Raw genomic sequence first — 23,459 nt, 5'->3', positions numbered from 1 at the left:
CATGCGTGTTCTTGTAACAGGTGGCGCTGGCTTCATCGGTTCGGCATTGGTGCGCTATCTCGTCAGCGAGATCGGCGCCGACGTTCTCAATATCGACAAGCTGACCTATGCCGGCAATCTTGCCTCGCTGAAAGCAATCGAGAATGCTCCGAACTACAGGTTTCTCAAGGCCGACATTTGCGACAGAAGCGCGGTCAGCAGCGCTTTCGAGGAGTTTCGTCCCGATTATGTCATGCATCTGGCGGCGGAAAGCCACGTCGACCGCTCGATCACCGGCGCGGCGGATTTTATCGAAACGAATATAAACGGCACCTTCAGCATGCTGGAGGCCGCGCGGCAATATTGGCAAGGTCTTCCGGCGGACGAAAAGGCGGCATTCAAGATGCTGCACGTGTCTACCGACGAAGTCTATGGTTCCCTCGGCGAAGACGGGCTGTTTGCCGAGACGACACCTTACGATCCGTCCTCTCCCTACTCCGCGTCCAAGGCAGCAAGCGATCACCTCGCGACGGCGTGGGAAAGGACTTACGGCCTGCCCGTGATCATTTCCAACTGTTCGAACAATTACGGTCCTTTCCATTTCCCGGAAAAGCTCATTCCTCTCATCATATTGAACGCGCTGGAACGGAAGCCGTTGCCCGTCTATGGAAGCGGCTCCAACATTCGCGATTGGCTCTATGTCGACGACCACGCACGAGCGCTTTGGCTGATCGTGCAACGGGGCCGTCCCGGCGAAAAATACAATGTCGGCGGGCGCAACGAGCGGCGAAACATCGACGTGGTCGAGCGCGTGTGCGCGATCATGGATGAAATCCGGCCAGGAACCGCGCGGCATAGTGATCTTATAAACTATGTTGCCGATCGGCCGGGCCACGATGCACGCTATGCTATCGACGCCACCAAGCTCGAGACCGAACTCGGCTGGAATGCACTGGAGAATTTCGACAGCGGTATCCGCAAGACCGTTGAGTGGTATCTGGAAAATGCTTGGTGGTGGCAGCCGCTGCGTGAGCGTGTGTATTCCGGTGAACGCCTCGGCGTGTTGAAAAAGGTGTGAGATGCGCATCGCGGTAACAGGCAAGTGCGGCCAGGTCACGTCTGCGTTGCAAGCGCTGAACGTGGGAGCTATCGAGGTCATCGCCATCGGGAGGCCCGAGTTGGATTTGCTCGAGCCGTCGACGGTGCGTGAAACCATTGCGAAGCTCAAACCTGACGTCGTCGTCTCGTCGGCCGCCTACACTGCCGTTGACAAAGCCGAAAGCGATGAGGCGGCGGCTTTCGCCATCAATCGAGACGGCGCAAGGGCCATCGCCGCAGCGGCTGCCGAGCTGTCCCTTCCCGTCATCCACCTCTCGACCGATTATGTTTTCGATGGCGACAAGCCCGAAAGCTATGTCGAGAGCGACCCGGTCGGACCGGTATCCGTCTATGGCAGATCGAAGCTCGAGGGCGAATTTGCGGTCGCCGCCGCGAATGAAAACCATGTCATCCTGCGGACAGCCTGGGTCTATTCAACGTTTGGCCACAACTTTGTGAAAACCATGCTCAGGCTTGCGGAGACGCGGGAAGAGTTGAGCGTTGTGAGCGATCAACTGGGTTGCCCGACCTCAGCCAACGACATAGCCGAGGCTATCGTCAAGATAGCAGGCAGGCTAGCAAGTGACTCCAGTCCGGACTTGCGTGGCGTTTTTCATTTGGCCGGCAACGGCGAAACGAGCTGGGCTGGGTTTGCACGATATGTAATGTCAGTTCTCGAGGAAAAGACCGGCAGGCGCGTCACCGTCAAGGACATTGCCACCGCTGATTACCCCACAGCCGCGAAACGGCCAGCCAATTCCAGATTGTGCTGCGATAAGTTGAAGGGCCTCTATGGCGTGAGCATGCCGGATTGGCGGATGTCAGCGCGAGATGCTGTGACAAAGCTCTTGGAAGAGCCGAAGGAGGCCGTATGAAGGGTATAGTGCTTGCGGGGGGGAGCGGCAGTCGCCTGCACCCGATGACTCATTCGGTCTCGAAGCAGTTGCTTCCGATCTATGATAAACCAATGATCTACTACCCGCTGACGACCTTGATGCTGGCTGGCATACGGGAAGTTTTGATCATCTCCACTCCACACGATATGCCGCTCTTTCAGCGTTTGCTGGGTGATGGCAGTGAATGGGGCATGTCTCTGAGCTATGCTGTCCAGCCAAGTCCCGATGGACTGGCCCAGGCCTATATCATCGGCGCAGACTTCGTGGCGGGCGGGCCATCCTGCCTTATCCTTGGAGACAATATCTACTTCGGCCACGGCCTTCCGGAACTCCTCGAAGAGGGTGTGTCCAAGGGTGATGGCGCGACGGTATTTGCCTATCATGTGCACGATCCCGAACGTTACGGTGTCGTCGAATTCGGCAGCGACATGACTGCCATTTCGATTGAAGAAAAGCCGGCTAAGCCCAAATCGCACTGGGCTGTCACCGGCCTATATTTTTACGATGCAGACGTCGTTGATATCGCAGCCAATCTAAAGCCATCGCCACGCGGCGAATACGAGATCACCGATGTCAACAAGATCTACCTGGAGCGGGGGAAGCTGCGTGTCTCGATGATGGGCCGGGGATATGCCTGGCTCGACACCGGCACACCCGAAAGTCTGCTTGAGGCCGGCGAGTTCGTCCGAACGCTTGAAAAACGCCAGGGCTTCAAAATCGCCTGCCCGGAGGAAATTGCGCTGGCGAAAGGCTTCATAACCAAGGAGCACTTCGCCCAGATTGCCGCCAAAGCGGGCAAAGGCGATTACGGCCAATATTTGCGTGGTCTGGTGGAATAATAGCTGCGATTCGGCAGAATATAGAGGTCAGGCTGAAAGCCTCCTCCTGACGTCCTCTCCCAATTCCTTCATGCGGTCGGCCGGAATGCGGCCGATCAGCATGAAGGCGTGCGTCTCGTTCGACCAGTAGATCACATTCAGGCCCTTGCGGCTTTCGAGGTCCGGCGCCTTACTGCCGGCATCTGATTTGACGATGCACAGCGCTATCGGACCGGTTTCGGGATCGAGATAGGCGATCTGGGCGAGCGGCTTGCCATCATATTGCAGCATCAGTGCGCGTTTGAAATCGATGCCCGGAAGCGACACGGCTTCGGGGGAGAGCGACAGGCCGAGTTTTTCGTCGAGCGAGCCGAGCTGGGCGGCCTGGATGTCTCTCTCGGGTACGGGGCCGGCGAGAGTCTCCGGGGTATAGAGTGAGATATAATCGGCGACCACGGCGCGCCATTCGCTGTTTTCGTCCTTTGCCGAAAAGCTCCTGCCGATGCCGATGACGGCGCGGTCGATCGCGATGCCGGCTACCAGCGAGGCGGCGAGCGCGCCGAGGAAGCGGCGACGGCTGCCGAAAGCGGGCGTGGGGTCGGATCTTGCGCTCTGCTGCACCGGGATGGCAGCGAGCATCGTCTCCAGCTTTTCGCGTGGGGCCTCAGACAGCAACGGGGCGAAGGCTTGCTCGAACGGCAGGCTGGCACGCGCCAGAAATTCCAGCCGTTCGGCGGTGCTCTCGTCTTCGTTCACAATGGCTTCAATGCGCGCAGCCTCTTCGGCCGTCAGTTCACCGTCGATGAAGGCGGTCAGGTCCTCGTCGGAGGGAATGGTGTGCTTCGTGTTCATTGCCGTCCCCCTTCCGATCCGACGCCGGAGAGCTTGGCGCGGGCAGCCGCCAGCCGGCTCATCACGGTTCCGATCGGGATATCCAATATGCCTGCAACCTCGCGATAGGAAAGTCCTTCCACATAGGCGAGGAAAATCACCGTCCTCTGCGCCTCAGGCAGCGCATTCACCTGTTTCAGCACCTGACCCGCCATCACATGCGTTTCGGTGTCGTGCGCACCATCGAAGGTCAGCGTCTCCCCGGCATCGACGAAACCCTGGCCCTGGCGCACCCGGCGGGAACGGATCTCGTTCAGCCAGATCGAATGCAGGATCGAAAACAGCCAGCGGTCGAGCCGGGTGCCGGGGATGAACTGATCGGCGCGCTCCAATGCGCGAAGGCAGGTCGCCTGCACCAGATCGTCGGCGACATCGCGCTGATGCGAGAGAACGAGACCATAACGCCAGAGCCTTGCCAGATTTTCCGTCAGGCCGCTCCTGATATCCGCTTCGCTCGCGATGGCCGCCTCCGCCAATCCTGCATCCCTCGAAACCGCCGGATGAACCGGCGATTCCATTCTCGCGCGACTATAGGCAGGAAAATGGGTGCGCGCGACCGACATTCTTACATCCCTTTCGTGCTTCCGTTTTCCCGCGCCGTGGCCTGCTGATCAGATCTTCGAGGGATCAAGGATTGCAGCGTTCAGATCCTGATACTCCTCGCAGCCGGTGCCGCAGATCGCCTTGATTGACTTCAGCTGGTCTTTGGCGAGATCGAGCTGACCCTTGATGACATAGGCTTCGCCGAGATATTCGCGGACCTTGGCGTATTGCGGATCCATCTTCACCGACTGCAGATAATAGGAGATGCCCTCGTCGGTGCGGCCGAGCTTGCGGGTGGCATAACCCCGATAATTCAGCACTTCGGCGGTGTTCTTATCCTTGACCGTGTCGAGGACGGCAAGCGCCTCCTCATAACGACCGGCCTTGGCCAGCGAATAGGCATAGTCGGCGCGGTTCTCGTCGGAGACGTTGGCGCTCTGCTGCTTGACGCATTTCTTGGTCTTCTGGTCGTAGATCTCGCCCTTCTTGCAGGTGGGCGTCGTGCTGCTATCATTGCCAACCGCAAAAACCGGGCCGGAGACAACAGAAGCGGCAAGGCAGCCGCCGAGAATGATGGAAGCGATGCGGGCTGTCATGATCGTCATGGGGAAACTCCTCGAAAGTGACGTTGCGACGAGAGAACACCGCTGCATCCAGCTTTATTCGGCTGCTGCTTGCATTTCTTTCTTCACCCTTTCGTGAAGCTTCAGAGCTGAATAATTTGGGCGTCTGCGTGTTTTCCTTCGTTCCGCCGGAGGGACAAGGAGAATTCTGTGACCGATACCGTCAAACTCGTCAGCCTCGCCGTTGCGACACCCGAACATGTCATTTTCCAAAAACAGGCGGTCGAAGCCTCGGCCCGGTTGTTTGCCGACCGCTTCGAAGATTTCCGCCATCTTGCCCGCGTCTTCGATAGCGCCGGTATCGAAAAGCGCCATGCGGCGCGGCCGCTTGCCTGGTTTGACGAGCCGCATGGTTGGCAGGACCGGATGCAGGCCTTTGCCGAGGTGGCAGGCGGGCTTTTCGTCGAGGCTGCCACCTCTGCCCTTCGCCAGGCAGGGCTTGAGGCCGGCGATGTCGACTGTGTCGTGACCGTCTCCTCCACCGGTTTTACGACACCGAGCCTTGATGCGCAGCATAGCCGCAGGATGGGTTTCAGACCCGATATCGAACGCGTGCCGGTCTTCGGGCTCGGCTGTGCGGCCGGCGTATCAGGCTTTGCGATCGCCTCGCGGCTGGCGCGAAGCCGGCCGGGCACTGTTGTGCTTTTCGTCTCGATCGAGCTTTGCACGCTCGCCTTCCGGCTGGACGAGCTGACGCGGCCGAACATCATTGCGACGGCGCTTTTCGGCGACGGCGCTGCCGCCTGCGTGCTGCGATCAGGCGGAGACGGACTAGCGGAAGTTGAGTCGACCGGCGAACATCTCTTTCCCGACACGCTCGATATCATGGGCTGGAAGATCGATGACGGCGGCTTCGGTATCGTGCTGGCGCAATCGCTGCCGCCGTTTGCCGAAAAGGAGCTCGGCCCGGCGGTGTCGGCCATTCTGGCGCGAAACGGGCTGAGGGTGGAGGATATCGACCGCTTCATCTGCCATCCCGGCGGCATGAAGGTGCTGGCCGCGATGGAGAGCGCGCTTTCGATACCGCCGGGCACGTTGGATCACGAGCGTACCGTGCTGGCCGAATACGGCAACATGTCCTCGCCAACCATCCTGTTCGTGCTGGAGCGGGCAATCCGCGCCGGGTTGCCGGCGCGCTCCGCGATGATCGCCATGGGGCCCGGCTTTTCGGCCAGCTGCGTGACGCTGCGGAGGGCGGCATGATGTGGCCGTCGATCGGGCTTTTGACATTCGTGACGCTGCAGCGGCTGGCGGAACTCGTGCTCGCCCGGCGCAACACCGCCGCTCTTCTCGCCAGGGGCGCCAGAGAGGTGGCACCCGAGCACTATCCCATCATGGTGGCGCTGCATGCAGGCTGGATCATTGGTCTCTGGCTGCTTGCACCGGGCAGGCCGGTCGCGCTCTTCTGGTTTCTCGTGTTCATGGGGCTGCAGGCGCTGCGGCTCTGGGTGCTGGCGACGCTGAAAGGCCGCTGGACGACGCGGATCATCATCCTGCCCGGCGCGCCACTCATCAGATCCGGACCCTATCTCTTCCTCCGCCATCCGAACTATGCGATCGTCGTCGGCGAGATCGCCGTCCTTCCCCTCGCCTTCGGCCTACCGCTTTACGCGATCGTCTTTTCGCTTCTCAACGCGCTTATCCTCCATGTCCGCGTGAAGGCTGAAAATGCCGCACTGAAAAGCGCAATGATTTTGAAATGAATGCGATTTTCCGTTTGCGTCGCGGTATCGGCACGGGCATTTTCACCCCGATAAACAACGTGGAATGCAAGCGGAAATGACTAAAAACGCAATCGTGCTCGGCGCCGGCATCGTCGGGGTTTCCACGGCCATCCATCTTCAGCGGCGCGGCCGGCAGGTAACGCTGATCGACCGCAAGGATCCGGGCAACGAAACCTCCTTCGGCAATGCCGGCCTGATCCAGCGCGAAGGTGTCGCGCCTTACGGCTTTCCCCAGCAGCTCGGGCTTTTGCTGCGTTATGCGCTGAATACCCGCATCGACGCGCATTATCACCTGCGTACGCTGCCGAGCCAGCTCGCCTTTCTCGCCCGCTACTGGTGGAATTCCAATGCGCGCCGCCACGCCATCATCACCCGGGCCTATGCGCCGCTGATCGCAAATTCGGTTGTCGAACACAAGGATCTGATCGAGGCGTCGCAGGCCGAAGGGCTGATCCGCAAGGACGGCTGGATGAAGATTTTCCGCACTGAAGCCAAGCGCGACGGGGCTCTTGCGGAGGCCGCACTTTGGCAGAATGAATTCGGCGTGGAGTATGACAGCCTGACGCCGGCCGATATCGCCCGCATGGAACCTCATATGACCGGCGATTTCGCCGGCGGTATCCACTGGCGCGATCCCTGGTCGGTGCTCGACCCGCATGCGCTGACATCGGCCTATCGCCGCTATTTCGAAAGCCTCGGTGGCAAGTTCGTCACGGGTGACGCCGCCTCGCTCGGTCAGTTCGGCTCCGGCTGGAAGATCATGACCCGGGAAGGTCCGCTCGAAGCAGAGGATGCGGTGATGGCGCTCGGCCCCTGGGCGGCCGTTGCAACGCGCCGGCTCGGCTATTCCTTCCCGCTCGGCGTCAAGCGCGGCTATCACATGCACTATGCCGCCGAGGGCAATGCCGTGCTCAACAACTGGACGCTCGATGCCGAACGCGGCTATCTCCTTGCGCCGATGCGCCGCGGCATCCGCCTGACGACAGGGGCGGAGTTTGCAACGCTCGACGCACCGAAGACGCCGGTCCAGCTCGACCGGGCCGAAGCCGTGGCGCGTACGATCTTTCCGCTCGGAGGCAGGCTCGATCCCGAACCTTGGATGGGGGCGCGCCCCTGCACGCCCGACATGATGCCTGTTATCGGCAAGGCGCCGCGCCATCAGGGCCTGTGGTTTGCCTTCGGCCATGCCCATCACGGGTTGACGCTCGGGCCGGTGACCGGCCGCGTGCTTGCCGAACTCATCACCGGCGAGACGCCGTTCATCGATATCGCGGCCTATTCGCCGCAGCGTTTCAACCCGTAACGCCGAGCGCTGCGAGGCCTTCGAGCGCCGTTGCGGCGATGCCGTCGATCGTATCGTCGATATCGACAGTGACGACGCCCGGCTCGCCTGTGGGCACCTCAAGCGTCGCCAACTGGCTGTCGAGCAGCGAGACCGGCATGAAATGTCCCTTGCGCTCGCCCATACGCTTCATCAGCAACGCCCTGGAACCTTCGAGATAGACGAAGAACAGATTGCCACCGGCAGCAGCCCGCAGCCTGTCGCGATAGATGCGCTTCAGCGCCGAGCAGGAGACGATGATGCCCTCGCTTTTCTCCAGCGAGGCCTTCATGTCTTCGCCGATCCGGTCGAGCCAGGGCATTCGGTCCTCATCGGTCAGCGGAATGCCCTTCGACATCTTTTCGACATTGGCGGCCGGATGAAGCGCATCACCTTCGACGAAGACCAGGTGCAAGGCTTCGGCGAGTTTCTCGCCGACGGAGGATTTGCCGCAGCCGCTGACCCCCATGACGATGATCGCATGAGGCCTGTTCATCTGCTCATCCGGCATGTTTACTCCTCGGGCTTATCTTCCCGCTCAATCGAGCGGGAAATGACAGGCATATTGATGTGTGCCTTCCCCAGTTAATTCGGGAGAAACCTGGCGGCAATGGTCCTGCGCCTTCCAGCAGCGCGGATTGAAGTGGCAACCCGACGGCGGCTTCAACGGCGAAGGCAGTTCGCCCTGCAGGCGAATGCGGGTCTTCTCGCGATCGGGATCGGCAATCGGCGTCGCCGACAGCAAGGCTGCCGTATAGGGATGGCGCGGCCTGGCGAAAACCTCGGCGGCGGGACCGGTTTCCACCGGACGGCCGAGATACATTACCATCACCTCGTCGGCGATATGATGGACGACGGACAGGCCGTGCGAGATGAAGAGATAGGCAAGCCCCATCTCCTTCTGCAGGTCCATCAAGAGGTTCAGCACCTGCGCCTGGATCGAAAGGTCGAGCGCCGAAACCGGTTCGTCCAGCACCAGTACCTTCGGCCGCAGCATCAGGGCGCGGGCTATGGCGATGCGCTGGCGCTGGCCGCCTGAGAACATATGGGGATAGCGGCCATAATGCTCCGGACGCAGACCGACGCGGGCCATCATCTCCTCCACCTTGCGGCGGCGGGCGGCGGCGTCGAGATTGGTGTTGATCTTCAGCGGTTCTTCGAGGATCGAACCAACTTTCTGGCGTGGGTTGAGCGAGCCGTAGGGATTCTGGAAGACGATCTGCACCTGGCTGCGCAGGCCGCGGTCGCCGACATGGGCGGGCTTGCCGTCGATCAGCAATTGCCCCGATGTCGGATTCTCGATCATGGTGACCAGGCGGGCGAGCGTTGACTTGCCGCAACCGGATTCGCCGACGACGGCGAGCGTCTTGCCGGAATGCAGGCTGAAGCTGACACCGTTCAGCGCCTTGACGGTGGCATCGGCTTTGAAGAGGCCGCGGTTGACGGTGTAAAAGCGGGCGAGATCCCTGCCCTCGAGAACGGCGTCCGTCATACGAGGTCTCCTGCAGTTTCAACGGCCATGATGCCGGGATGCCCGAGCGGCTTGCCGTCCTTCAAAGGATAGTTGCAGAGCGCCAGTCCGAGCTCCGGCCCCTGGCGGACAACGCCGCGCTCGCATTCGACCGTGGCGAAGCCACAGCGCGGCGCAAAGAGACAGCCCGTCGGGCGACCATGCTGGCCGGGAACGACACCGGCGATCGAGGGAAGACGCTGGCCGACTTTGGCGCGTTCCGGCAGAGCGGCGAGCAGGGCTGCGGTATAGGGATGATGCGGATCGCGGAACAGCGCCCTCACCGGCTGTTCTTCGACCTTCTGGCCAGCATATTGCACCTGCACGCGTTCAGCGGTTTCGGCAACGACGCCCATGTCGTGGGTGATCAGCACCAGCGCCATGCCCTGCTCCTTCTGCAGGCGAACGAGCAGATCGAGGATCTGTGCCTGGATCGTCACGTCCAGCGCGGTCGTCGGCTCGTCGGCGATGAGCAGCTTCGGATTGCAGGCGAGCGCCATGGCGATCATGACGCGCTGGCTCATGCCGCCGGACATCTGATGCGGGAAGTTCGACAGGCGCTCTTCCGGCGCCGGAATGCCGACGAGGTTGAGCAGTTCGATCGAACGTTGGCGGCGCTCCGTGCGGTTGAGGCCCATATGGAAGCGCAGGGTCTCGCCGAGTTGGAAGCCGACCGTGAAACACGGGTTCAGGCTGGACATCGGCTCCTGGAAGATCATCGCCATATCCTTGCCGACGATCCTGCGGCGCTGGCGGGCGGAGATGCCGCGCAGATCCTTGCCGTCGAACTGCATGCGGTCGGCGGTGATCTTCGCCGTCCAGGGCAAAAGCCCCATCAGGGCAAGCATGGCAACGGATTTGCCCGAGCCGGATTCGCCGACAACCGACAGGATCTCGCCCTTATCGCAGACAAGCGATACGCGGTCGACGGCGCGGAAGAGACCGGAAGAGGTCTGGAATTCGACAGTCAGATTTTCAATCTCGAGGAGTGGCATCACGACCTCTTCAGTTTGGGATCGAGCGCGTCGCGCAGGCCGTCGCCCATCAGGTTGATGGCGAGAACGGTGATGAGGATGGCAAGACCCGGAAACGTCACCACCCACCAGGCGCGCGAAATGAACTCACGGGATTCGGCTAGCATCGTCCCCCATTCGGGTGTCGGTGGCTGAGCGCCCATGCCGAGAAAGCCGAGGGCGGCGGCATCGAGAATCGCCGCCGAGAAGGCGAGCGTCGCCTGAACGATCAGGGGGCCCAGACAGTTCGGCAGGATCGTCTTGAACATCAAACGGAAGGTGCCGGCCCCGGCGACACGCGAGGCAATCACATATTCCTTCTCACGCTCTGAGATGACCGAGGCGCGCGTCAGCCGCACGAAATGCGGCTGGTTGACCAGCGAAATCGCGATCATCGCATTGGTAAGCCCTGGCCCGAGCACGGCCACCAGCACCAGAGCCAGCAGCAGCGACGGGAAGGCCAGGATGATATCCATCAGGCGCATGATCGCGGTATCGATCTTGCCGCGGAAAAATCCGGCGACGAGGCCGATCAGCACGCCTGAAATGACCGAAAGCGTAACGACGACGACGCCGATGAACAGCGAAAACCGCGCGCCGTAGATCAGGCGCGAAAGGATATCGCGGCCGACGGCATCCGTTCCAAGCGGGAAGGAGGCGCTGCCGCCCTCCATCCAGAACGGCACGGCCAGCAGTACCGCACGGTTCTGCTCGTTCGGCTGATGTGGCGCAAAGAGCGGCGCGAGGACTGCGACGACCAGAATGATGATGAAAACCACCAGGCCGATGACGGCGCCCTTGTTGCGGGAGAAATAATGCCAGAACTCCGCAAGAGCGGATGGTTGGCCGGTTTTGACGGTGACCGCGCTCATGGACCGCTCCTAGTGACGAATGCGCGGATTGATGAAGCCGTAGAGAACATCAACAATCAGATTGACCAGCATGATGACGCCGGCGATCAGCAGAAGACCGCCCTGGACCACGGCGTAGTCGCGCTTGAAGACCGAATCGACCATCCATTTGCCGATACCCGGCCAGGAGAAAATCGTCTCTGTGAGGATGGCGCCGGCAAGAAGGACGCCGATCTGCAGACCGATCGTGGTGATGACGGGGATCATCGCATTGCGCAACGCGTGCACGCCGACGACGCGCAACGGCTTCAGGCCCTTCGAGCGCGCCGTGCGGACATAATCCTCGCCCAGAACCTCGAGCATCGCCGAACGCGTCTGGCGGGCGATAACGGCGAGCGGGATGGTCGCCAGCACGATGGTCGGCAGAATGAGGTAGCTGACCGCCGAGGCGAAGGCGCCCTTTTGGCCCGACAGCAGGCTGTCGATCAGCATGAAGCCGGTGACCGGCTTGAAGAAATACATCAGCGAGATGCGGCCGGAAACCGGTGTCCAGCCGAGATAGCCGGAGAAGAAGATGATAAGCAGCAAGCCCCACCAGAAGATCGGCATGGAATAACCGATGAGGGCAACACCCATCATGCTCTGATCGAACCACGTGCCTCGCTTGACGGCTGCAAAGACGCCGGCGGGCACGCCAAGACAGACCGCGATGATGATGGCACAGAGCGAAAGTTCCAGCGTTGCCGGGAACAACGTGAAGAACTCACCGAGAACGGGCCGCTTGGTGACGATCGAGGTGCCGAGATCGCCGTGCAACACTTTTACGATATAATCGAAATATTGCACATATATGGGCCGGTCGAAGCCGAGATCGTGCATGATCTGGGCGTGACGTTCCGGCGCCATGACACGTTCCCCCGACAGAAGCATGACCGGATCACCGGGAATCAGGCGGATGAACGAAAAGGCAATGAGTGAAACGCCGAGAAACGTCGGGATCAGCACCGCGAGGCGGCCGATGAAAAAACGCAACATAGCAGGTTTTCCAATAGTTTCCGGCGGTCAGGGGAACCTGACCGCCGGCCGCACCCGGCGTTGACCGGGTAGTTTACAGATTTTTTATTATTCGGAAATGTCCACGCCGTCGAAACGGTGGATGCCAAGCGGATCCATGAAGAAGCCCGAGACCTTCTTGCTCATCGGAACGAAGACCAACGAGTGGTCGAGCGTATTCCAGGGAGCTTCCTTCTTGAAGATCAGCTGCGCCTGCTCATAAGCCTTCGTGCGCTCGGCGACGTCGGCCGTCTGCTTGGCCTTCGTCATCAGATCGTCGAATTCCTTGTTGCACCACTGAGCGCGGTTGTTGCCGCCGACAGCGTCGCAGCCAAGCAACGTATCCATGAAATTGTCTGGATCGCCGTTGTCGCCGGTCCAGCCGAGGATGACGGCACCGTCGCGATTCTTGTCGGACGAGAGCTTCAGATATTCGGCCCATTCATGGGTGACGATTTCCGCATCGACGCCGACCTTGGCCAAGTCGGCCTGCATCAATTCGGCGGCGCGACGCGCGTTCAACATGTACGGACGCGAAACCGGCATCGCCCAGATCTTCATCTTCAGATCCTTGACGCCGGCATCTGCCAGCATCTTCTTCGACGCATCGGGATCGTACTTGTCGTCTACGACGGCGTCGTTATAGGACCACATCGTCGGCGGGATCGGGTTCTTGGCAACGGCCGCGGCACCCTGGAAGACGGCATCGACGATCGCCTGCTTGTTGATCGCCATGTTCAGCGCCTTGCGGACTTCGGCCTTGTCGAATGGAGCAATCAAGGTGTTGTAAGCGAGATACGAAACGTTCAGGCCGGCCTGCTCGAGCACGGTCAGGTTCTCGTCCTTCTTAAGTTCGGCGACGTCAGCCGCATTCGGATAAGGAATGAGGTGGCATTCGCCGGCCTTCAGCTTCTGGGCGCGCACGGCGGCGTCAGAGGTGATGGCGAAAACCAGATCGTCGATCTTTTCCTTACCCTTGAAATAGGTTTCGTTGGCCTTGTAGCGGATAACGGCATCCGGCTGGTAGGCGACGAAGGTGAACGGGCCAGTGCCGAGCGGCTGCTGGTTCATCTGCGCCATCTTGCCGTCGGCGGCGAGCTTGTCGGCATATTCCTTGGAGACGATCGAGGCGAAGTCCATGGCGAGGTCGGCGAGGAACGGCGCTTCGGGATGGTTGAGCGTGAACTTGACGGTGAGGTCGTCGACCTTCTCGACCGACTTGATCAGCTCCGGGAAGCCCATGCCGGCAGCATATTCGTAAGAGCCGCCCTCGACATACTTGTTCCACGGATTGTCAGCCTTGAGCTGGCGCTCGAAGGAGAAGATGACGTCGTCGGCATTGAAGTCACGCGTCGGCGTGAAGAAGTCGGTGGTCTGGTACTTCACGCCCGGATGCAGCTTGAAGGTGTACTCCTTGCCGTCGGCCGAAACGCTCCAGGTGTCGGCCAGGCCCGGCTCGATCTCGGTGCCGCCATGCTTGAATTCGACGAGACGGCTATAGACCGTGCGCGACGACGCGTCGAAGGTCGTGCCTGCCGTATAGAGGCTCGGGTCGAAGCCTTCCGGCGAGCCCTCGGAGCAATAAACAAGGGTCTTGGACCAGGCCGACGTCGCCATGACGGAAATCAAGGCCGTCGCTGCCAGGAGGACAGAGATCTTTTTCATAATATTGTTTCCCGGTTGTTCTTTTTTGATGTTTGGAGATCGTAGAATGGCATCACGATCGACGGTTGATGGAACGATATTTATCTACTGAAAGCAACGGGCTACGCAGAAAAATTTTCCAGCTGGACAATTTTAGAAATTTTCAGTCAAAAATCAGCCGCATTTGGAAATATTCAGACAAAAAAGACCGGAATTTTGTCGCATTTGGTATAAAAGCGCGCCCATCGCGACATGCAACCGGCATTTCCCAGCATTCCGAAGGCCGATGAGACGCCCGCAAAAACAAAAACCGCGGTTGCCGGGGCAACCGCGGTTCAGAAGCATATTCTGCTCTCTAATTCAGGCGGCGGGGGCAACGATCGCGGGTTTGCGATATGCCGGCTCGCCGGTAATCCCGAGAAGGAAATTGATCTGCGGACGCGCCTTGACGAGGTCGTCGATGGAATATTCCGACAGCACGGCGAAGAAGGCGTTGAGCGCCTTGCGCAGCGCCGAATTCAAACCGCAACTGTCGACCAGCGGGCATTCGACTTCACCGTCATCCTCGAAGCATTCGGCCATGGCGAAGCTGTCTTCCGTCACCCGAACGACGTCGAAAAGACTAATGTCGGCGGCCGGCTTGCCCAAGCGCACACCGCCATTGCGACCGCGCACGGTTTCGACCAGACCCGCCTTGTTCAGCGGCTGAAGGATCTTGAAAAGAAAGAGCTCGGAAACGCCATAGGCCTTGGCGATTTCCGGAATCCGGCTCAAGTGGCCGTCATTGGCAGCACAATACATCAACATGCGAACCGCATAGTTCGTCTGCTTCGTCAACCGCATGCCATTCTCCTGACTCGTCTGTTCAGACCTATATAGGCGGTTTGGTAGTTTTGAACAATTCCAAAATATGAAATTCGCATTCAGCTTATGAGGCCATTTGCCGCGACGTCAATCCCGCTCCAGGATCTCGACGTCATCCAGGATGGCCCGCCTGCGCTCGGGCGTGCCTTGCGCATCAATTTGACCTCGGCACTGGGGGAATAGGAGATGGCGAGCAGACTCAGGACATCCTCGACGCCGGACCGATATCGCCGGCAATCAGCATGACGAGGAAAAATTCGGGAGCCAAATGGCCCCCGAATTGCAGATTTCAGATCGGAATGTCGTGACGATCACTTCATCGTCGGCATGACGAATTCAGCGCCGCTCTTGATGCCCGAGGGCCAGCGGGCAGTGACGGTCTTGGTCTTCGTCCAGAACTTGATCGAATCCGTGCCATGCTGGTTGAGGTCGCCGAAGCTCGAGGCCTTCCAGCCGCCGAAGGAGTGATAGGCGAGCGGAACCGGGATCGGAACGTTGATGCCGATCATGCCGATATTGATGCGCGATGCGAAATCGCGGGCGGCATCGCCGTCACGGGTGTAGATGGCGACACCGTTGCCATATTCGTGCTTCATCGGCAGCGACAGCGCATCCTCGTAGTTCGCGGCGCGAACGACGGAAAGGACAGGTCCGAAGATCTCGGTCTTGTAGATATCCATCTCGGGCGTGACATGATCGAACAGGCAGCCGCCGACGAAATAGCCGTCTTCATAACCCTGGAGCTTGAAATCGCGGCCGTCGACGACGAGTTTGGCACCTTCTTCGATGCCGCGGTCGATCAGGCCGCGAACACGGGTATAGGCTTCTTTGGTGACCAGCGGGCCCATGTCGGCCTTGTCGTCGGTATAGGGGCCGATGCGCAGGGACTCGATTTTCGGCGTCAGCTTCTCGACGAGGCGGTTGGCGGTCTCCTCGCCGACCGGAACAGCAACCGAAATCGCCATGCAGCGCTCGCCGGCCGAACCGTAGCCTGCGCCCATCAGCGCGTTGACGGCCTGGTCCAGGTCTGCATCCGGCATGATGATCATGTGGTTCTTGGCGCCGCCGAAGCATTGGGCGCGCTTACCGTTCATCGCCGCGGTGCCATAGACGTAGCGGGCGATCGGCGTCGAGCCGACGAAGGAGACGGCGCCGATATCAGGATCGGTGAGAATTGCGTCAACCGCACCCTTGTCGCCGTTGACGACGTTGAGGATGCCGGCGGGCAGACCGGCCTCGATCATCAGTTCGGCGAGGCGGATCGGCAGGGAAGGATCACGCTCGGAGGGCTTCAGGATAAAGGCGTTGCCGCAGGCGATCGCCGGCGCAAACATCCACATCGGGATCATGCCGGGGAAATTGAAGGGGGTGATGCCGGCGCCGATGCCGACCGGTTGGCGGATCGAATACATGTCGATCGCTGGCCCGGCGCCCTCGGTGAACTCGCCCTTGGCGAGATGGGGAATGCCGCAGACGAATTCGCAGACTTCGAGGCCGCGAATGACGTCGCCCTTGGCATCCTCGATCGTCTTGCCGTGCTCCTTGGAGAGGATTTCGGCAAGTTCGTCCATGTGCTTGTTCAGGAGTTCGACGAATTTGAAGAAGACGCGGGCGCGGCGCTGCGGGTTGGTGGCAGCCCATTTCGGCTGCGCAGCCTTGGCGTTTTCGACGGCGGCGCGCAGTTCCTCGACGCTTGCGAGTGCGACCGTCGCCTGCACTTCGCCCGTCGCCGGATTGTAGACATTGCTCACGCGGCCGCTGGTGCCGGCAACCTGCTTGCCGCCGATGAAATGACCGATCTCACGCATGGGTGTTCCTCCTGTTTTTCGATGACCGACAATCGCACTTCAATTTGCACAAATCAATGCGCTGATGTAAGCAACCGTTGTGCGCAAATTATAGCCCTATCGTCGCATCAGGCGCTGCGGCTGCTTCCAAACTTGGCCCTGCACGCCAACAAGTCAAACGCCGACAAGTCAAACCCTGGGGGGAGGTCAAACCGATGAGCCGGAAACCCATCGTCAGAATGGCGGAACTGGAGATCGATCCGGACACGCTTGAAACCTATCGCGCCTTGCTCACGGAAGAAATCGAAGCATCCCTAGCGCTGGAAGACGGTGTCCTTTCCCTGAGCGCTGTTTCCATCAGGGACAGCCCAAATCGGATCCGTATCCTTGAAGTCTACGCCGACCAAGAAGCATACGAGGCCCATCTGCGGACACCGCATTTCCTCAAGTACAAGAACCAGACGGCGCAGATGGTGACATCGCTGACGCTTGTCGAGGTCGATCCGATTGCAATGCGTGCCAAGCCATGAATTGGGATGATGTTCGGATTTTCCTAGCCGTCGCCCGCACCGGGCAGATCCTTGCCGCCTCGAAGCGGCTGGGGCTCAATCACGCCACGCTCTCACGACGATTGACTTCGCTGGAAGAGGCGCTGAAGACGCGGCTTTTCATCCGTCGCACGAATGGCTGCGAGCTGACGGCCGAAGGCGAAGTGTTCCTGGCATCCGCAGAACGGATGGAAACGGAAATGCTCGCAGCACAGGCCAGCCTTGGCCACACAGATACGGCAATTGCCGGGACTGTGCGCGTCGGTGCGCCTGATGGGTTCGGTGTTTCCTTTCTTGCGCCGCGCATGGGCAGACTGATCGAGCGCCATCCGGAGCTGAAGATCCAGCTCGTACCGGTGCCGCGCTCTTTCTCGCTGTCGCAGCGCGAGGCGGATATCGCCATCACGCTGGAGCGGCCCGAACAAGGCCGGCTCGTCTCCTCCAAGCTCACCGACTACACGCTCGGTCTCTATGCCTCACGCGACTACCTCGCCTCCCGGGGCACGCCAGGCGATATCGACGCGCTGAAGGCGCATCCGCGCATCGGTTACGTCGAAGACCTGATCTTCACCGCCTCGCTGAATTTCTCCGGCGAGGTGATGCGGAGCTGGGATGCAAGCTTCGAAATTTCGACGGCGATCGGGCAGACGGAAGCGGTGCGATCAGGCGCCGGGATCGGCATCCTGCACGATTATATCGCCCGGCAGTATCCTGAACTCCAGCGCATCCTGCCGGAGGTTTCGATCCGCCGCGCTTACTGGACGACCTATCACGAAACGGCGCGCGACCTCATGCGCGTCAGGAGCGTCGCCGATTTTCTGCAGGAACTCGTCAGCGCCGAACGGCACATCTTTCTTTAAGCTTCGAAGCGTGTTTTGCCGGTTCGTCGTTCTCGTCGGGATTTGGAACCGGCGCTTCATCGGGCAGCCGGTCAGGCTCCGGTTCCTTGATCGGCGGCACCGGCTTCCAGCCGGGCCCGGGCATCGGCGGCTGATCGGGAATGGGTTCGTTGGGCACGGACATGACCGCCTCCCTTTGATGATTTCAGTTTATGCGACGTCGGGGCTATTTGTCCGGCTTCAGCGATTCGGCAGCGCGCATCGGCATGCTGTCGATAATGGCAAAGAGCTCGCCATCGGTAATCGGCTCGCTGGCCTTGAGCTTCACGGTGCCGTCCTTGCCGAGAAGGAAAGCGGCGAATTCGCCCACCTCCGGTGCCTCGAGATCGCGGCGGATCGCTTCGCCGTCGAGGCCGCCAACCGCACCGAAGAGTGGTCGAACGCCGGCACCGGAAATCTTGAGCACCACCAGATCACGCTCATCGAGCGCTGAGCGGTCGGCCAGCAGGTGATTTTCCTGCCGGGCGGCGCGAGAATTATCCCTGTCGGCGAAAACAACGAAGACGCGGTTCTTCCACTGAAACTGGGCGAGACTTTCGGCCGGCGCATAAGCGCTGTTGGTCTCGTCGATCTTCGTCGCACCGTAGAGAAGAGTTTTCGACATGCATATTCTCCCGTCAACTGGAGAACGGCCCGAGACGGCGCGGGTTCCATCGAAACGTCAGGGAACCGTATTTTTGGTTTCGCTTCCCAACTTCATCGGTGAGATCCGTTTAAAGGCCATTCACACCGATGCCACGGCCACGACTGACAGCCCGCTGGCGCCGTTCCGAGATGATCTGTTCGCTGCTTTCCATGCGCACCGTCCGCTGCAGGACCTTCAACCTGTCCTGCATCGCCTCGAAGGCGCTGCGCTGCGCTTGTGGCACACGGTTGATGAGATCCTTTTCGCCGCGAATGATGGCATTGCGACCAAAGCGCTCGTCGAGTGCCCGGCTGACGGCGGCGAACTCCCGGCGAATGCTGGGATCGAGAGGGGCAGCGGAAGCCGTCAGCTTGCGGTCGTTGTTCTTCGCCTCGGCAGTCAGTCGCATGAGCACGTCTTCCGCCGCCGTCGACAGAGCAGGAATGGCAACCGCCATGCGCCGCCGCTCTTCGGCAATAGCCTGGCGTTCGGCATCGAGCACATTGACGTAGGCCGAACCGAGCGATCGCAAACGGGCGCCGGCTTCAGGCACGGCCTGCACCGCCTCTTTCCGCTCCCGGCCGACGGCCAGCATCCGGTCCATCAGGCGATCGGAACCGCGCAATGCGCCATAGGCGGCCGGATCATTGGTCACCGCGGCCGCGATGCGCTCGCCAGCAAAGCCTTTCTGAAGCAGCTCTTCGATCTTGCCGACGGCGTCGACCGGATCGCGCCAGATCGCGCTTGCCACCGCCGCCAGCGCTGCTCGCTGCTGGCGATAGAGAGGATCTGAGAGCACACGCGAGCGCGCCTCCTCGTCGATCGCGGTCCTGAACTCGGTGACGGCGGCAAGCATGGGGACATTCTCCATCCCTTGATCGGCACTGGCACCGGCAACAATCTTCGAACGATCCCGCCGCTCGGCGAGATGCTGCTCGTCGGCAAAGCGCTTCACGGCCTTGAACAGCCGGGTCAGCTTCTCGCCTCTGATACTGGCGAGGTCCTCCGGCATACGCTCGACCATGTTGCGTTCGCCAACCGCGTCGGCCTTCGAGGTAAACGCGCTCCAGCCGAAGCGGGCGGTCAGCGCCTCGCTGACCGCCTTGACCTCCTGGACGATCGAGCGGTCTTTGGCGGCAAGCGCAAAGGCGGCCTTGTAGGCGTCGTCACCACCTTGCCTGCGCACCGCCTCGATCTCGGTAAGACGTGCCATCACCTTTTCGGAGAGCGCCGGGATCGGCAATGCCATATGGGCGCGGCGCTGTTGCTCGTGGCTTTCGAAGCGTTCGGCATTCCGGCGGAACTGGGTGGCATGGGCGCGGACGAGCGGCAGTAGGTCCATCAATGCCGTGAAAGCGACACCGCGCTGGTCGCGTGCCGCACGACCGTCGACGATCAGGTCGGAACCCCGCAGGCGGCCGAGCCGCTCGGGTGCTTTGGCAAGATCATCGGCAAGCCTGCGCGGATCGACGCTTGTATCCGATGAAAGCGCGTTCAAGGCGACAAGGGCTGCATCCGGGTCACGATAGATCGTCTCCAGCAGCGGCCGGAGGATGGCTTCCCGTTCCTTCCAGGCAGGAGACGAAAGTTGTGCCAGCCGCGCATCTTCCTCGGCACTCCTGGCAAAGCCTGTGGTGGGTGGGATCAGATATCGGCCGCTCGCAACATCCGCCTCCAAGACGGTTTGGGGTTCACGTTCCTCGTTGTAGGCGATGCGCCGTTCCCGCTCGATCGTGAAGCCGAGCGCAACGCTTGCCCGCTCCCACAGCTTCGCCAGCTGCTCGCGCCTCTCGGCAATCCCGGCCCACCGCCGGGAAAGGCTTTCTTCCGCCCCGGCTGCGGCAAGCGAAAGGTGATCGAGACCACGGCGGCGCGCGAAGTCGTCGGCATGGGCGCGATAACCGGCCTCGCTTTCAAAATCGAGCGTCGTCGTCTTGGCGCCGGAACGCGACAGGCGCTCTACCAGTTGCTTGAACACATCCGGTCGATGGCTTTCCCGCTCGATCCGTTGCTGACGCGCTTCGGCGGTTTCGATCCGCTTGGCGGTCCAGACGTTGCGGTCGACCTCTCTTTCCTCGAACCGCTTCTGGCCGGTTTGCTCGTCGACGATCGCAACCTTGATCGTCACCCGCTCGACGCCGTCCTTGCGCAGCGTGACGGTATCGCCTTCTGAGACGCCACCTTCCTCGAGCGCCTTCGGCAGGCTGACACCCCATAGACGATGGAGGGTGCCGTCATCTGTTCTGACATCGGCATAGGGGCTATCGTCGGCATCCTCGTCATTCGGCCGGAACTTGGCTTGTCCTGTTTCCACGAGCGCGCCGGTGACGCCGGCGGCATGATCGACATGCGGCTTTCGTCCCCATTCCGGCTTTGCTTCAAAATCGTCCTTCGCCGCATAGAGATCGACGCGGTCTCTGTGCCTCGTCATCGACACATAGGTCAGGTGCTGGTCCATCATGCCGGTGGCGAGCACGAAGGTTCGCTCGACCGTGGCGCCTTGAGACTTGTGAATGGTCGCGGCGTAGCCATGATCGACATTGCGATAGCTGCTCTCGCTGAAGACGACATCACGGCCACTGTCGAGACGGACCGAAAGCACTGCGTCGCCACGTTTGTCGCCGGTGGAAACGACCGTGCCGAGCATGCCATTCTTCACATGTTGCGGGCCGAGACGAGTTGCGCGCGGTTCAACGAAGCGGGCATTCTCCAGGAAGATGATGCGGTCACCGGCAGCAAATGCCCGCGCGCCGCGCTCGGTCTGGAAAGCGCGGTTCTCACCAAGTGCGCCCTCTCCCACCATCACCGATCGCAGCGCCTCGTTCAGATACTTGACGTCCTCGTTGGTGTGGGCGAGCACCAGCAGTTCGTCACCACGAAGACGACCGTCATTGCCTGCCGTGGTTGAGTTCTGGATTGCCTGTTTGCGCGCTTGGCTCCAATCGGCGACGATCCGATCGATCGTTTCCGCCCGTGTCCCTGCCTCGATCAGATGCCCCTGCTGGGCATAGGCATCGAGGCCTTTCCCGGTCTCGCCGCGCGCAAAAAGCCGCGACGCCTCGCGCGCCCATGGCTGGCGCTGGCGGCGCACACCGGCAAGTTCGGCAAAACCGATCCGCTCAGTGATCGCCCGGAACGCCGCGCCCGCCTGGATCGGCTGCAGCTGCATCGCGTCACCAACCAGCACGACCTTCACCTCGGCTTGCTCGGCGATGTCAAGCAGGCGGGCCATCTGCTGCGACGACACCATGCCGGCCTCGTCGATGACAAGCACATTGCCACGTTCGAGCAATTCGCGTCCGCTGGCCCAGGCGAGTTCCCAGGCGGCGAGTGTCCGCGACCTGATGCCGGAACTGTCTTCCAGCCCTTCGGCGGCTTTCCCGGCAAGGGCAGCACCGATCACCCGGCGACCATCGCTCTCCCAGGCAACGCGGGCGGCGGCAAGCAAGGTCGACTTGCCGGCGCCGGCAAGGCCGACCACGGCGGCGATACCTTTGTCGCGGGTGATATGGTGGATGGCATCCGCCTGTTCCGGATCGAGCCGGAAGGAGTTTTCCGGATCCTGCGTTTCGACCTGCCTGATCGCGGCTGCAACCACCCGATCGGAAACGGCAAAACCACGGCGCTCCGCCAAAACCCGCGCCGACCGCCCCATGTCATATTCGATGCGCAGCATCTCCCGCGTGGTGAAGACGGCAGGTTCGCTCGCCTTTCCCGTTTCGGCATCGATCTGCTGCGGCTTCAGCATGATGAGATCGTCCGATGCCATCAGTCGCGCGCGGATATTGGCGAAGTCCGCGGGATCGTCGACAGTGCGATGCAGCGCCTTGGCGATATCGCGCTCATCGAAGGTGGAGCGTTCATTGCTCAACTGCTTCAGCAGGAGCGCAGGATCGGCAAGCAGCCGGTCGGCCATCTTCTGGCGACGGGCAAGGTCGGCCGGAGCAAAATACATCTCCGCGTCCCTGCGGGAGAGGGCTGCCTTCTCCGGTCCGAGGTGCTTCTGCGCGATGCCATCAAGGCCCTGTTCGGCATAGGAGCGGCCATCGAGCCGGATCTCGTGACCGGCAAGCGCCAGGTGCCGGCTGGCCGTCTCCGCCCAGGCGATCTTCCACGCCTGCAAGGTTTCCTTGTCGCCGCCCCAGGACTTATAAACAATCCGACCAGTGGGCCGCCTGGCCGTGACAAAACGCAATGGCTCGCCATTCTCTCCCAAAACAGGAGCGTTTTTCGGCCCGAAGCCCTCCTCCGTCAGCGGTCTCACGGTCGTTAACAGATGGATATGCGGATTGCCGTCTTTGTCGTGATAAACCCAATCGGCGACCATTCGCTCGGACGTAAAGTTATCACGGACGAACTCGCGCACCAGCGCGATGTTCTCGGCCCGCGTCAGCTCTTCCGGCAACGCGATGATCAGCTCGCGCGCCAGCCGCGCGTTTGCCTGTTTCTCGAAAGCTTCAACAGCATTCCACAGCGCTTCACTGGCACCAGCGACGGAACGCCCCTCGACCGCCGACCGCAGCCAGGCCGACGTCTGATCCGGTAGGGCCAGTTCCTCGTGCACCAGTTCGGAAGCCCCGCCGCGATAGCTGAACGAGGTACCGGCCTGTTCGTCCATCATCCTCGTGCGATGACGATAGGCGGCGGCCGAGACGATGTTGCGTCCCGCTCCCCTGCTGATCACCTGCGCTCTGACGAACATGATCGCCATGATTGTCCTCGCATATTCGGAGCAGTGCACCAACGAGCGACGCCGCTCTCTTGCAATGGTC

22 protein-coding genes are annotated in these 23,459 nt (G+C 61.0%); 8 read left to right on the top strand and 14 right to left on the bottom strand.

The annotated features are described in order from the left end of the window. Window position 1 precedes the first annotated feature (1 nt). The 3 genes from rfbB to rfbA are packed head-to-tail and all read left to right on the top strand — an operon-like array spanning window position 2 to window position 2,812. On the top strand, window positions 2–1,057 hold the full coding sequence (gene rfbB, locus ACD590_RS02350; protein ID WP_439002057.1) for a dTDP-glucose 4,6-dehydratase: 1,056 nt from the start codon (window positions 2–4) through the stop codon (window positions 1,055–1,057). Window position 1,058: 1 nt separating this feature from the next. Beyond that, window positions 1,059–1,952, top strand: coding sequence for a dTDP-4-dehydrorhamnose reductase (rfbD, locus tag ACD590_RS02345; protein WP_439002056.1), 894 nt, complete (start codon window positions 1,059–1,061; stop codon window positions 1,950–1,952). Then, on the top strand, window positions 1,949–2,812 hold the full coding sequence (gene rfbA / locus ACD590_RS02340) for a glucose-1-phosphate thymidylyltransferase RfbA (protein ID WP_131647285.1): 864 nt from the start codon (window positions 1,949–1,951) through the stop codon (window positions 2,810–2,812). Before rfbD ends, rfbA begins: the two co-directional genes overlap by 4 nt. Window positions 2,813–2,839: 27 nt before the next feature. On the opposite strand, the gene ACD590_RS02335 is transcribed toward rfbA, so the two are convergent. The 3 genes from ACD590_RS02335 to ACD590_RS02325 are packed head-to-tail and all read right to left on the bottom strand — an operon-like array spanning window position 2,840 to window position 4,830. Next, entirely contained in the window at window positions 2,840–3,643 is an 804-nt protein-coding gene (locus ACD590_RS02335; protein WP_439002055.1) for an anti-sigma factor, read from the bottom strand. Beyond that, entirely contained in the window at window positions 3,640–4,245 is a 606-nt protein-coding gene (locus tag ACD590_RS02330) for an RNA polymerase sigma factor (protein ID WP_439002054.1), read from the bottom strand. The genes ACD590_RS02335 and ACD590_RS02330 overlap by 4 nt, the downstream gene beginning before the upstream one ends. A gap of 48 nt (window positions 4,246–4,293) precedes the next feature. Beyond that, entirely contained in the window at window positions 4,294–4,830 is a 537-nt protein-coding gene (locus ACD590_RS02325; RefSeq protein ID WP_193445703.1) for a tetratricopeptide repeat protein, read from the bottom strand. Between the two features lie 168 nt (window positions 4,831–4,998). Between ACD590_RS02325 and ACD590_RS02320 the strand changes: the two genes are divergently transcribed. The 3 genes from ACD590_RS02320 to ACD590_RS02310 all read left to right on the top strand — a co-directional run bounded on the left by ACD590_RS02320 (window position 4,999) and on the right by ACD590_RS02310 (window position 7,875). Continuing rightward, a complete protein-coding gene (locus tag ACD590_RS02320; RefSeq protein WP_439002053.1) occupies window positions 4,999–6,051 on the top strand; it encodes a type III polyketide synthase in 1,053 nt (350 codons plus the stop codon). Beyond that, a complete protein-coding gene (locus ACD590_RS02315) occupies window positions 6,048–6,551 on the top strand; it encodes an isoprenylcysteine carboxyl methyltransferase family protein (protein WP_439002052.1) in 504 nt (167 codons plus the stop codon). Before ACD590_RS02320 ends, ACD590_RS02315 begins: the two co-directional genes overlap by 4 nt. Window positions 6,552–6,627: 76 nt before the next feature. Next, a complete protein-coding gene (locus ACD590_RS02310; RefSeq protein WP_439002051.1) occupies window positions 6,628–7,875 on the top strand; it encodes an NAD(P)/FAD-dependent oxidoreductase in 1,248 nt (415 codons plus the stop codon). Here ACD590_RS02310 and ACD590_RS02305 read toward each other — a convergent pair. From ACD590_RS02305 to ACD590_RS02270, 8 genes are all read right to left on the bottom strand, one after another. After that, the gene (locus ACD590_RS02305) at window positions 7,865–8,404 is read right to left on the bottom strand and encodes a gluconokinase (RefSeq protein ID WP_113542212.1); all 540 of its coding nucleotides are present in this window, start codon (window positions 8,402–8,404) and stop codon (window positions 7,865–7,867) included. The two genes, ACD590_RS02310 and ACD590_RS02305, sit on opposite strands and share 11 nt — an antisense overlap. Window positions 8,405–8,431: 27 nt before the next feature. Beyond that, entirely contained in the window at window positions 8,432–9,385 is a 954-nt protein-coding gene (locus ACD590_RS02300; RefSeq protein WP_439002050.1) for a peptide ABC transporter ATP-binding protein, read from the bottom strand. Then, a complete protein-coding gene (locus ACD590_RS02295) occupies window positions 9,382–10,398 on the bottom strand; it encodes an ABC transporter ATP-binding protein (protein WP_018445769.1) in 1,017 nt (338 codons plus the stop codon). Before ACD590_RS02295 ends, ACD590_RS02300 begins: the two co-directional genes overlap by 4 nt. Next, on the bottom strand, window positions 10,398–11,288 hold the full coding sequence (locus tag ACD590_RS02290) for an ABC transporter permease subunit (RefSeq protein WP_439020841.1): 891 nt from the start codon (window positions 11,286–11,288) through the stop codon (window positions 10,398–10,400). Before ACD590_RS02290 ends, ACD590_RS02295 begins: the two co-directional genes overlap by 1 nt. Before the next feature lie 9 nt (window positions 11,289–11,297). After that, a complete protein-coding gene (locus tag ACD590_RS02285) occupies window positions 11,298–12,302 on the bottom strand; it encodes an ABC transporter permease subunit (RefSeq protein ID WP_439002049.1) in 1,005 nt (334 codons plus the stop codon). Window positions 12,303–12,389: 87 nt separating this feature from the next. Next, window positions 12,390–13,985, bottom strand: coding sequence for an ABC transporter substrate-binding protein (locus ACD590_RS02280; RefSeq protein WP_439002048.1), 1,596 nt, complete (start codon window positions 13,983–13,985; stop codon window positions 12,390–12,392). A 339-nt stretch (window positions 13,986–14,324) separates the two neighbouring features. Next, window positions 14,325–14,807, bottom strand: coding sequence for an iron-responsive transcriptional regulator RirA (gene rirA / locus ACD590_RS02275; protein ID WP_018244873.1), 483 nt, complete (start codon window positions 14,805–14,807; stop codon window positions 14,325–14,327). Between the two features lie 332 nt (window positions 14,808–15,139). Beyond that, window positions 15,140–16,636, bottom strand: coding sequence for a CoA-acylating methylmalonate-semialdehyde dehydrogenase (locus tag ACD590_RS02270; protein WP_018445771.1), 1,497 nt, complete (start codon window positions 16,634–16,636; stop codon window positions 15,140–15,142). Window positions 16,637–16,830: 194 nt separating this feature from the next. Here ACD590_RS02270 and ACD590_RS02265 point away from each other — a divergent pair, with 194 nt between their 5' ends. Continuing rightward, a complete protein-coding gene (locus ACD590_RS02265) occupies window positions 16,831–17,145 on the top strand; it encodes a putative quinol monooxygenase (RefSeq protein ID WP_018244870.1) in 315 nt (104 codons plus the stop codon). Beyond that, complete coding sequence (locus tag ACD590_RS02260; protein ID WP_131704701.1) at window positions 17,142–18,023, top strand: LysR family transcriptional regulator; 882 nt, start codon at window positions 17,142–17,144, stop codon at window positions 18,021–18,023. Before ACD590_RS02265 ends, ACD590_RS02260 begins: the two co-directional genes overlap by 4 nt. Here ACD590_RS02260 and ACD590_RS02255 read toward each other — a convergent pair. The 3 genes from ACD590_RS02255 to traA all read right to left on the bottom strand — a co-directional run bounded on the left by ACD590_RS02255 (window position 17,995) and on the right by traA (window position 23,398). Beyond that, window positions 17,995–18,186, bottom strand: a complete 192-nt coding sequence (locus tag ACD590_RS02255) for a hypothetical protein (RefSeq protein ID WP_128401352.1) — start codon at window positions 18,184–18,186, stop codon at window positions 17,995–17,997. The two genes, ACD590_RS02260 and ACD590_RS02255, sit on opposite strands and share 29 nt — an antisense overlap. Before the next feature lie 42 nt (window positions 18,187–18,228). Next, on the bottom strand, window positions 18,229–18,666 hold the full coding sequence (locus ACD590_RS02250; protein ID WP_439002047.1) for a DUF4174 domain-containing protein: 438 nt from the start codon (window positions 18,664–18,666) through the stop codon (window positions 18,229–18,231). Window positions 18,667–18,775: 109 nt separating this feature from the next. After that, the gene (traA, locus tag ACD590_RS02245) at window positions 18,776–23,398 is read right to left on the bottom strand and encodes a Ti-type conjugative transfer relaxase TraA (protein ID WP_439020839.1); all 4,623 of its coding nucleotides are present in this window, start codon (window positions 23,396–23,398) and stop codon (window positions 18,776–18,778) included. Window positions 23,399–23,459 lie beyond the last annotated feature (61 nt).

Origin of the sequence: Rhizobium sp. 862_C5_N1_2 (assembly GCF_051811205.1) — a bacterium.
Classification (GTDB): Bacteria; Pseudomonadota; Alphaproteobacteria; order Rhizobiales; family Rhizobiaceae; genus Rhizobium; species Rhizobium leguminosarum.
Note: the sequence above shows the minus strand (reverse complement) of the source record. Positions and strands in the feature narration are given on the sequence as shown.

Excerpts from the sequence above, each read along its gene's own strand:
- ACD590_RS02285 (WP_439002049.1), bottom strand. The coding sequence starts at position 12,302 with ATGTTGCGTTTTTTCATCGGCCGCCTCGCGGTGCTGATCCCGACGTTT.
- ACD590_RS02305 (WP_113542212.1), bottom strand. The coding sequence starts at position 8,404 with ATGCCGGATGAGCAGATGAACAGGCCTCATGCGATCATCGTCATGGGG.
- ACD590_RS02250 (WP_439002047.1), bottom strand. The coding sequence starts at position 18,666 with ATGTCGAAAACTCTTCTCTACGGTGCGACGAAGATCGACGAGACCAAC.
- ACD590_RS02330 (WP_439002054.1), bottom strand. The coding sequence starts at position 4,245 with ATGTCGGTCGCGCGCACCCATTTTCCTGCCTATAGTCGCGCGAGAATG.
- ACD590_RS02315 (WP_439002052.1), top strand. The coding sequence starts at position 6,048 with ATGATGTGGCCGTCGATCGGGCTTTTGACATTCGTGACGCTGCAGCGG.
- rirA (WP_018244873.1), bottom strand. The coding sequence starts at position 14,807 with ATGCGGTTGACGAAGCAGACGAACTATGCGGTTCGCATGTTGATGTAT.
- rfbB (WP_439002057.1), top strand. The coding sequence starts at position 2 with ATGCGTGTTCTTGTAACAGGTGGCGCTGGCTTCATCGGTTCGGCATTG.
- ACD590_RS02290 (WP_439020841.1), bottom strand. The coding sequence starts at position 11,288 with ATGAGCGCGGTCACCGTCAAAACCGGCCAACCATCCGCTCTTGCGGAG.
- ACD590_RS02295 (WP_018445769.1), bottom strand. The coding sequence starts at position 10,398 with ATGCCACTCCTCGAGATTGAAAATCTGACTGTCGAATTCCAGACCTCT.
- rfbA (WP_131647285.1), top strand. The coding sequence starts at position 1,949 with ATGAAGGGTATAGTGCTTGCGGGGGGGAGCGGCAGTCGCCTGCACCCG.
- ACD590_RS02325 (WP_193445703.1), bottom strand. The coding sequence starts at position 4,830 with ATGACGATCATGACAGCCCGCATCGCTTCCATCATTCTCGGCGGCTGC.
- ACD590_RS02270 (WP_018445771.1), bottom strand. The coding sequence starts at position 16,636 with ATGCGTGAGATCGGTCATTTCATCGGCGGCAAGCAGGTTGCCGGCACC.
- ACD590_RS02265 (WP_018244870.1), top strand. The coding sequence starts at position 16,831 with ATGAGCCGGAAACCCATCGTCAGAATGGCGGAACTGGAGATCGATCCG.
- ACD590_RS02280 (WP_439002048.1), bottom strand. The coding sequence starts at position 13,985 with ATGAAAAAGATCTCTGTCCTCCTGGCAGCGACGGCCTTGATTTCCGTC.
- ACD590_RS02260 (WP_131704701.1), top strand. The coding sequence starts at position 17,142 with ATGAATTGGGATGATGTTCGGATTTTCCTAGCCGTCGCCCGCACCGGG.
- ACD590_RS02300 (WP_439002050.1), bottom strand. The coding sequence starts at position 9,385 with ATGACGGACGCCGTTCTCGAGGGCAGGGATCTCGCCCGCTTTTACACC.
- ACD590_RS02335 (WP_439002055.1), bottom strand. The coding sequence starts at position 3,643 with ATGAACACGAAGCACACCATTCCCTCCGACGAGGACCTGACCGCCTTC.
- traA (WP_439020839.1), bottom strand. The coding sequence starts at position 23,398 with ATGGCGATCATGTTCGTCAGAGCGCAGGTGATCAGCAGGGGAGCGGGA.
- ACD590_RS02255 (WP_128401352.1), bottom strand. The coding sequence starts at position 18,186 with ATGTCCGTGCCCAACGAACCCATTCCCGATCAGCCGCCGATGCCCGGG.
- ACD590_RS02310 (WP_439002051.1), top strand. The coding sequence starts at position 6,628 with ATGACTAAAAACGCAATCGTGCTCGGCGCCGGCATCGTCGGGGTTTCC.
- rfbD (WP_439002056.1), top strand. The coding sequence starts at position 1,059 with ATGCGCATCGCGGTAACAGGCAAGTGCGGCCAGGTCACGTCTGCGTTG.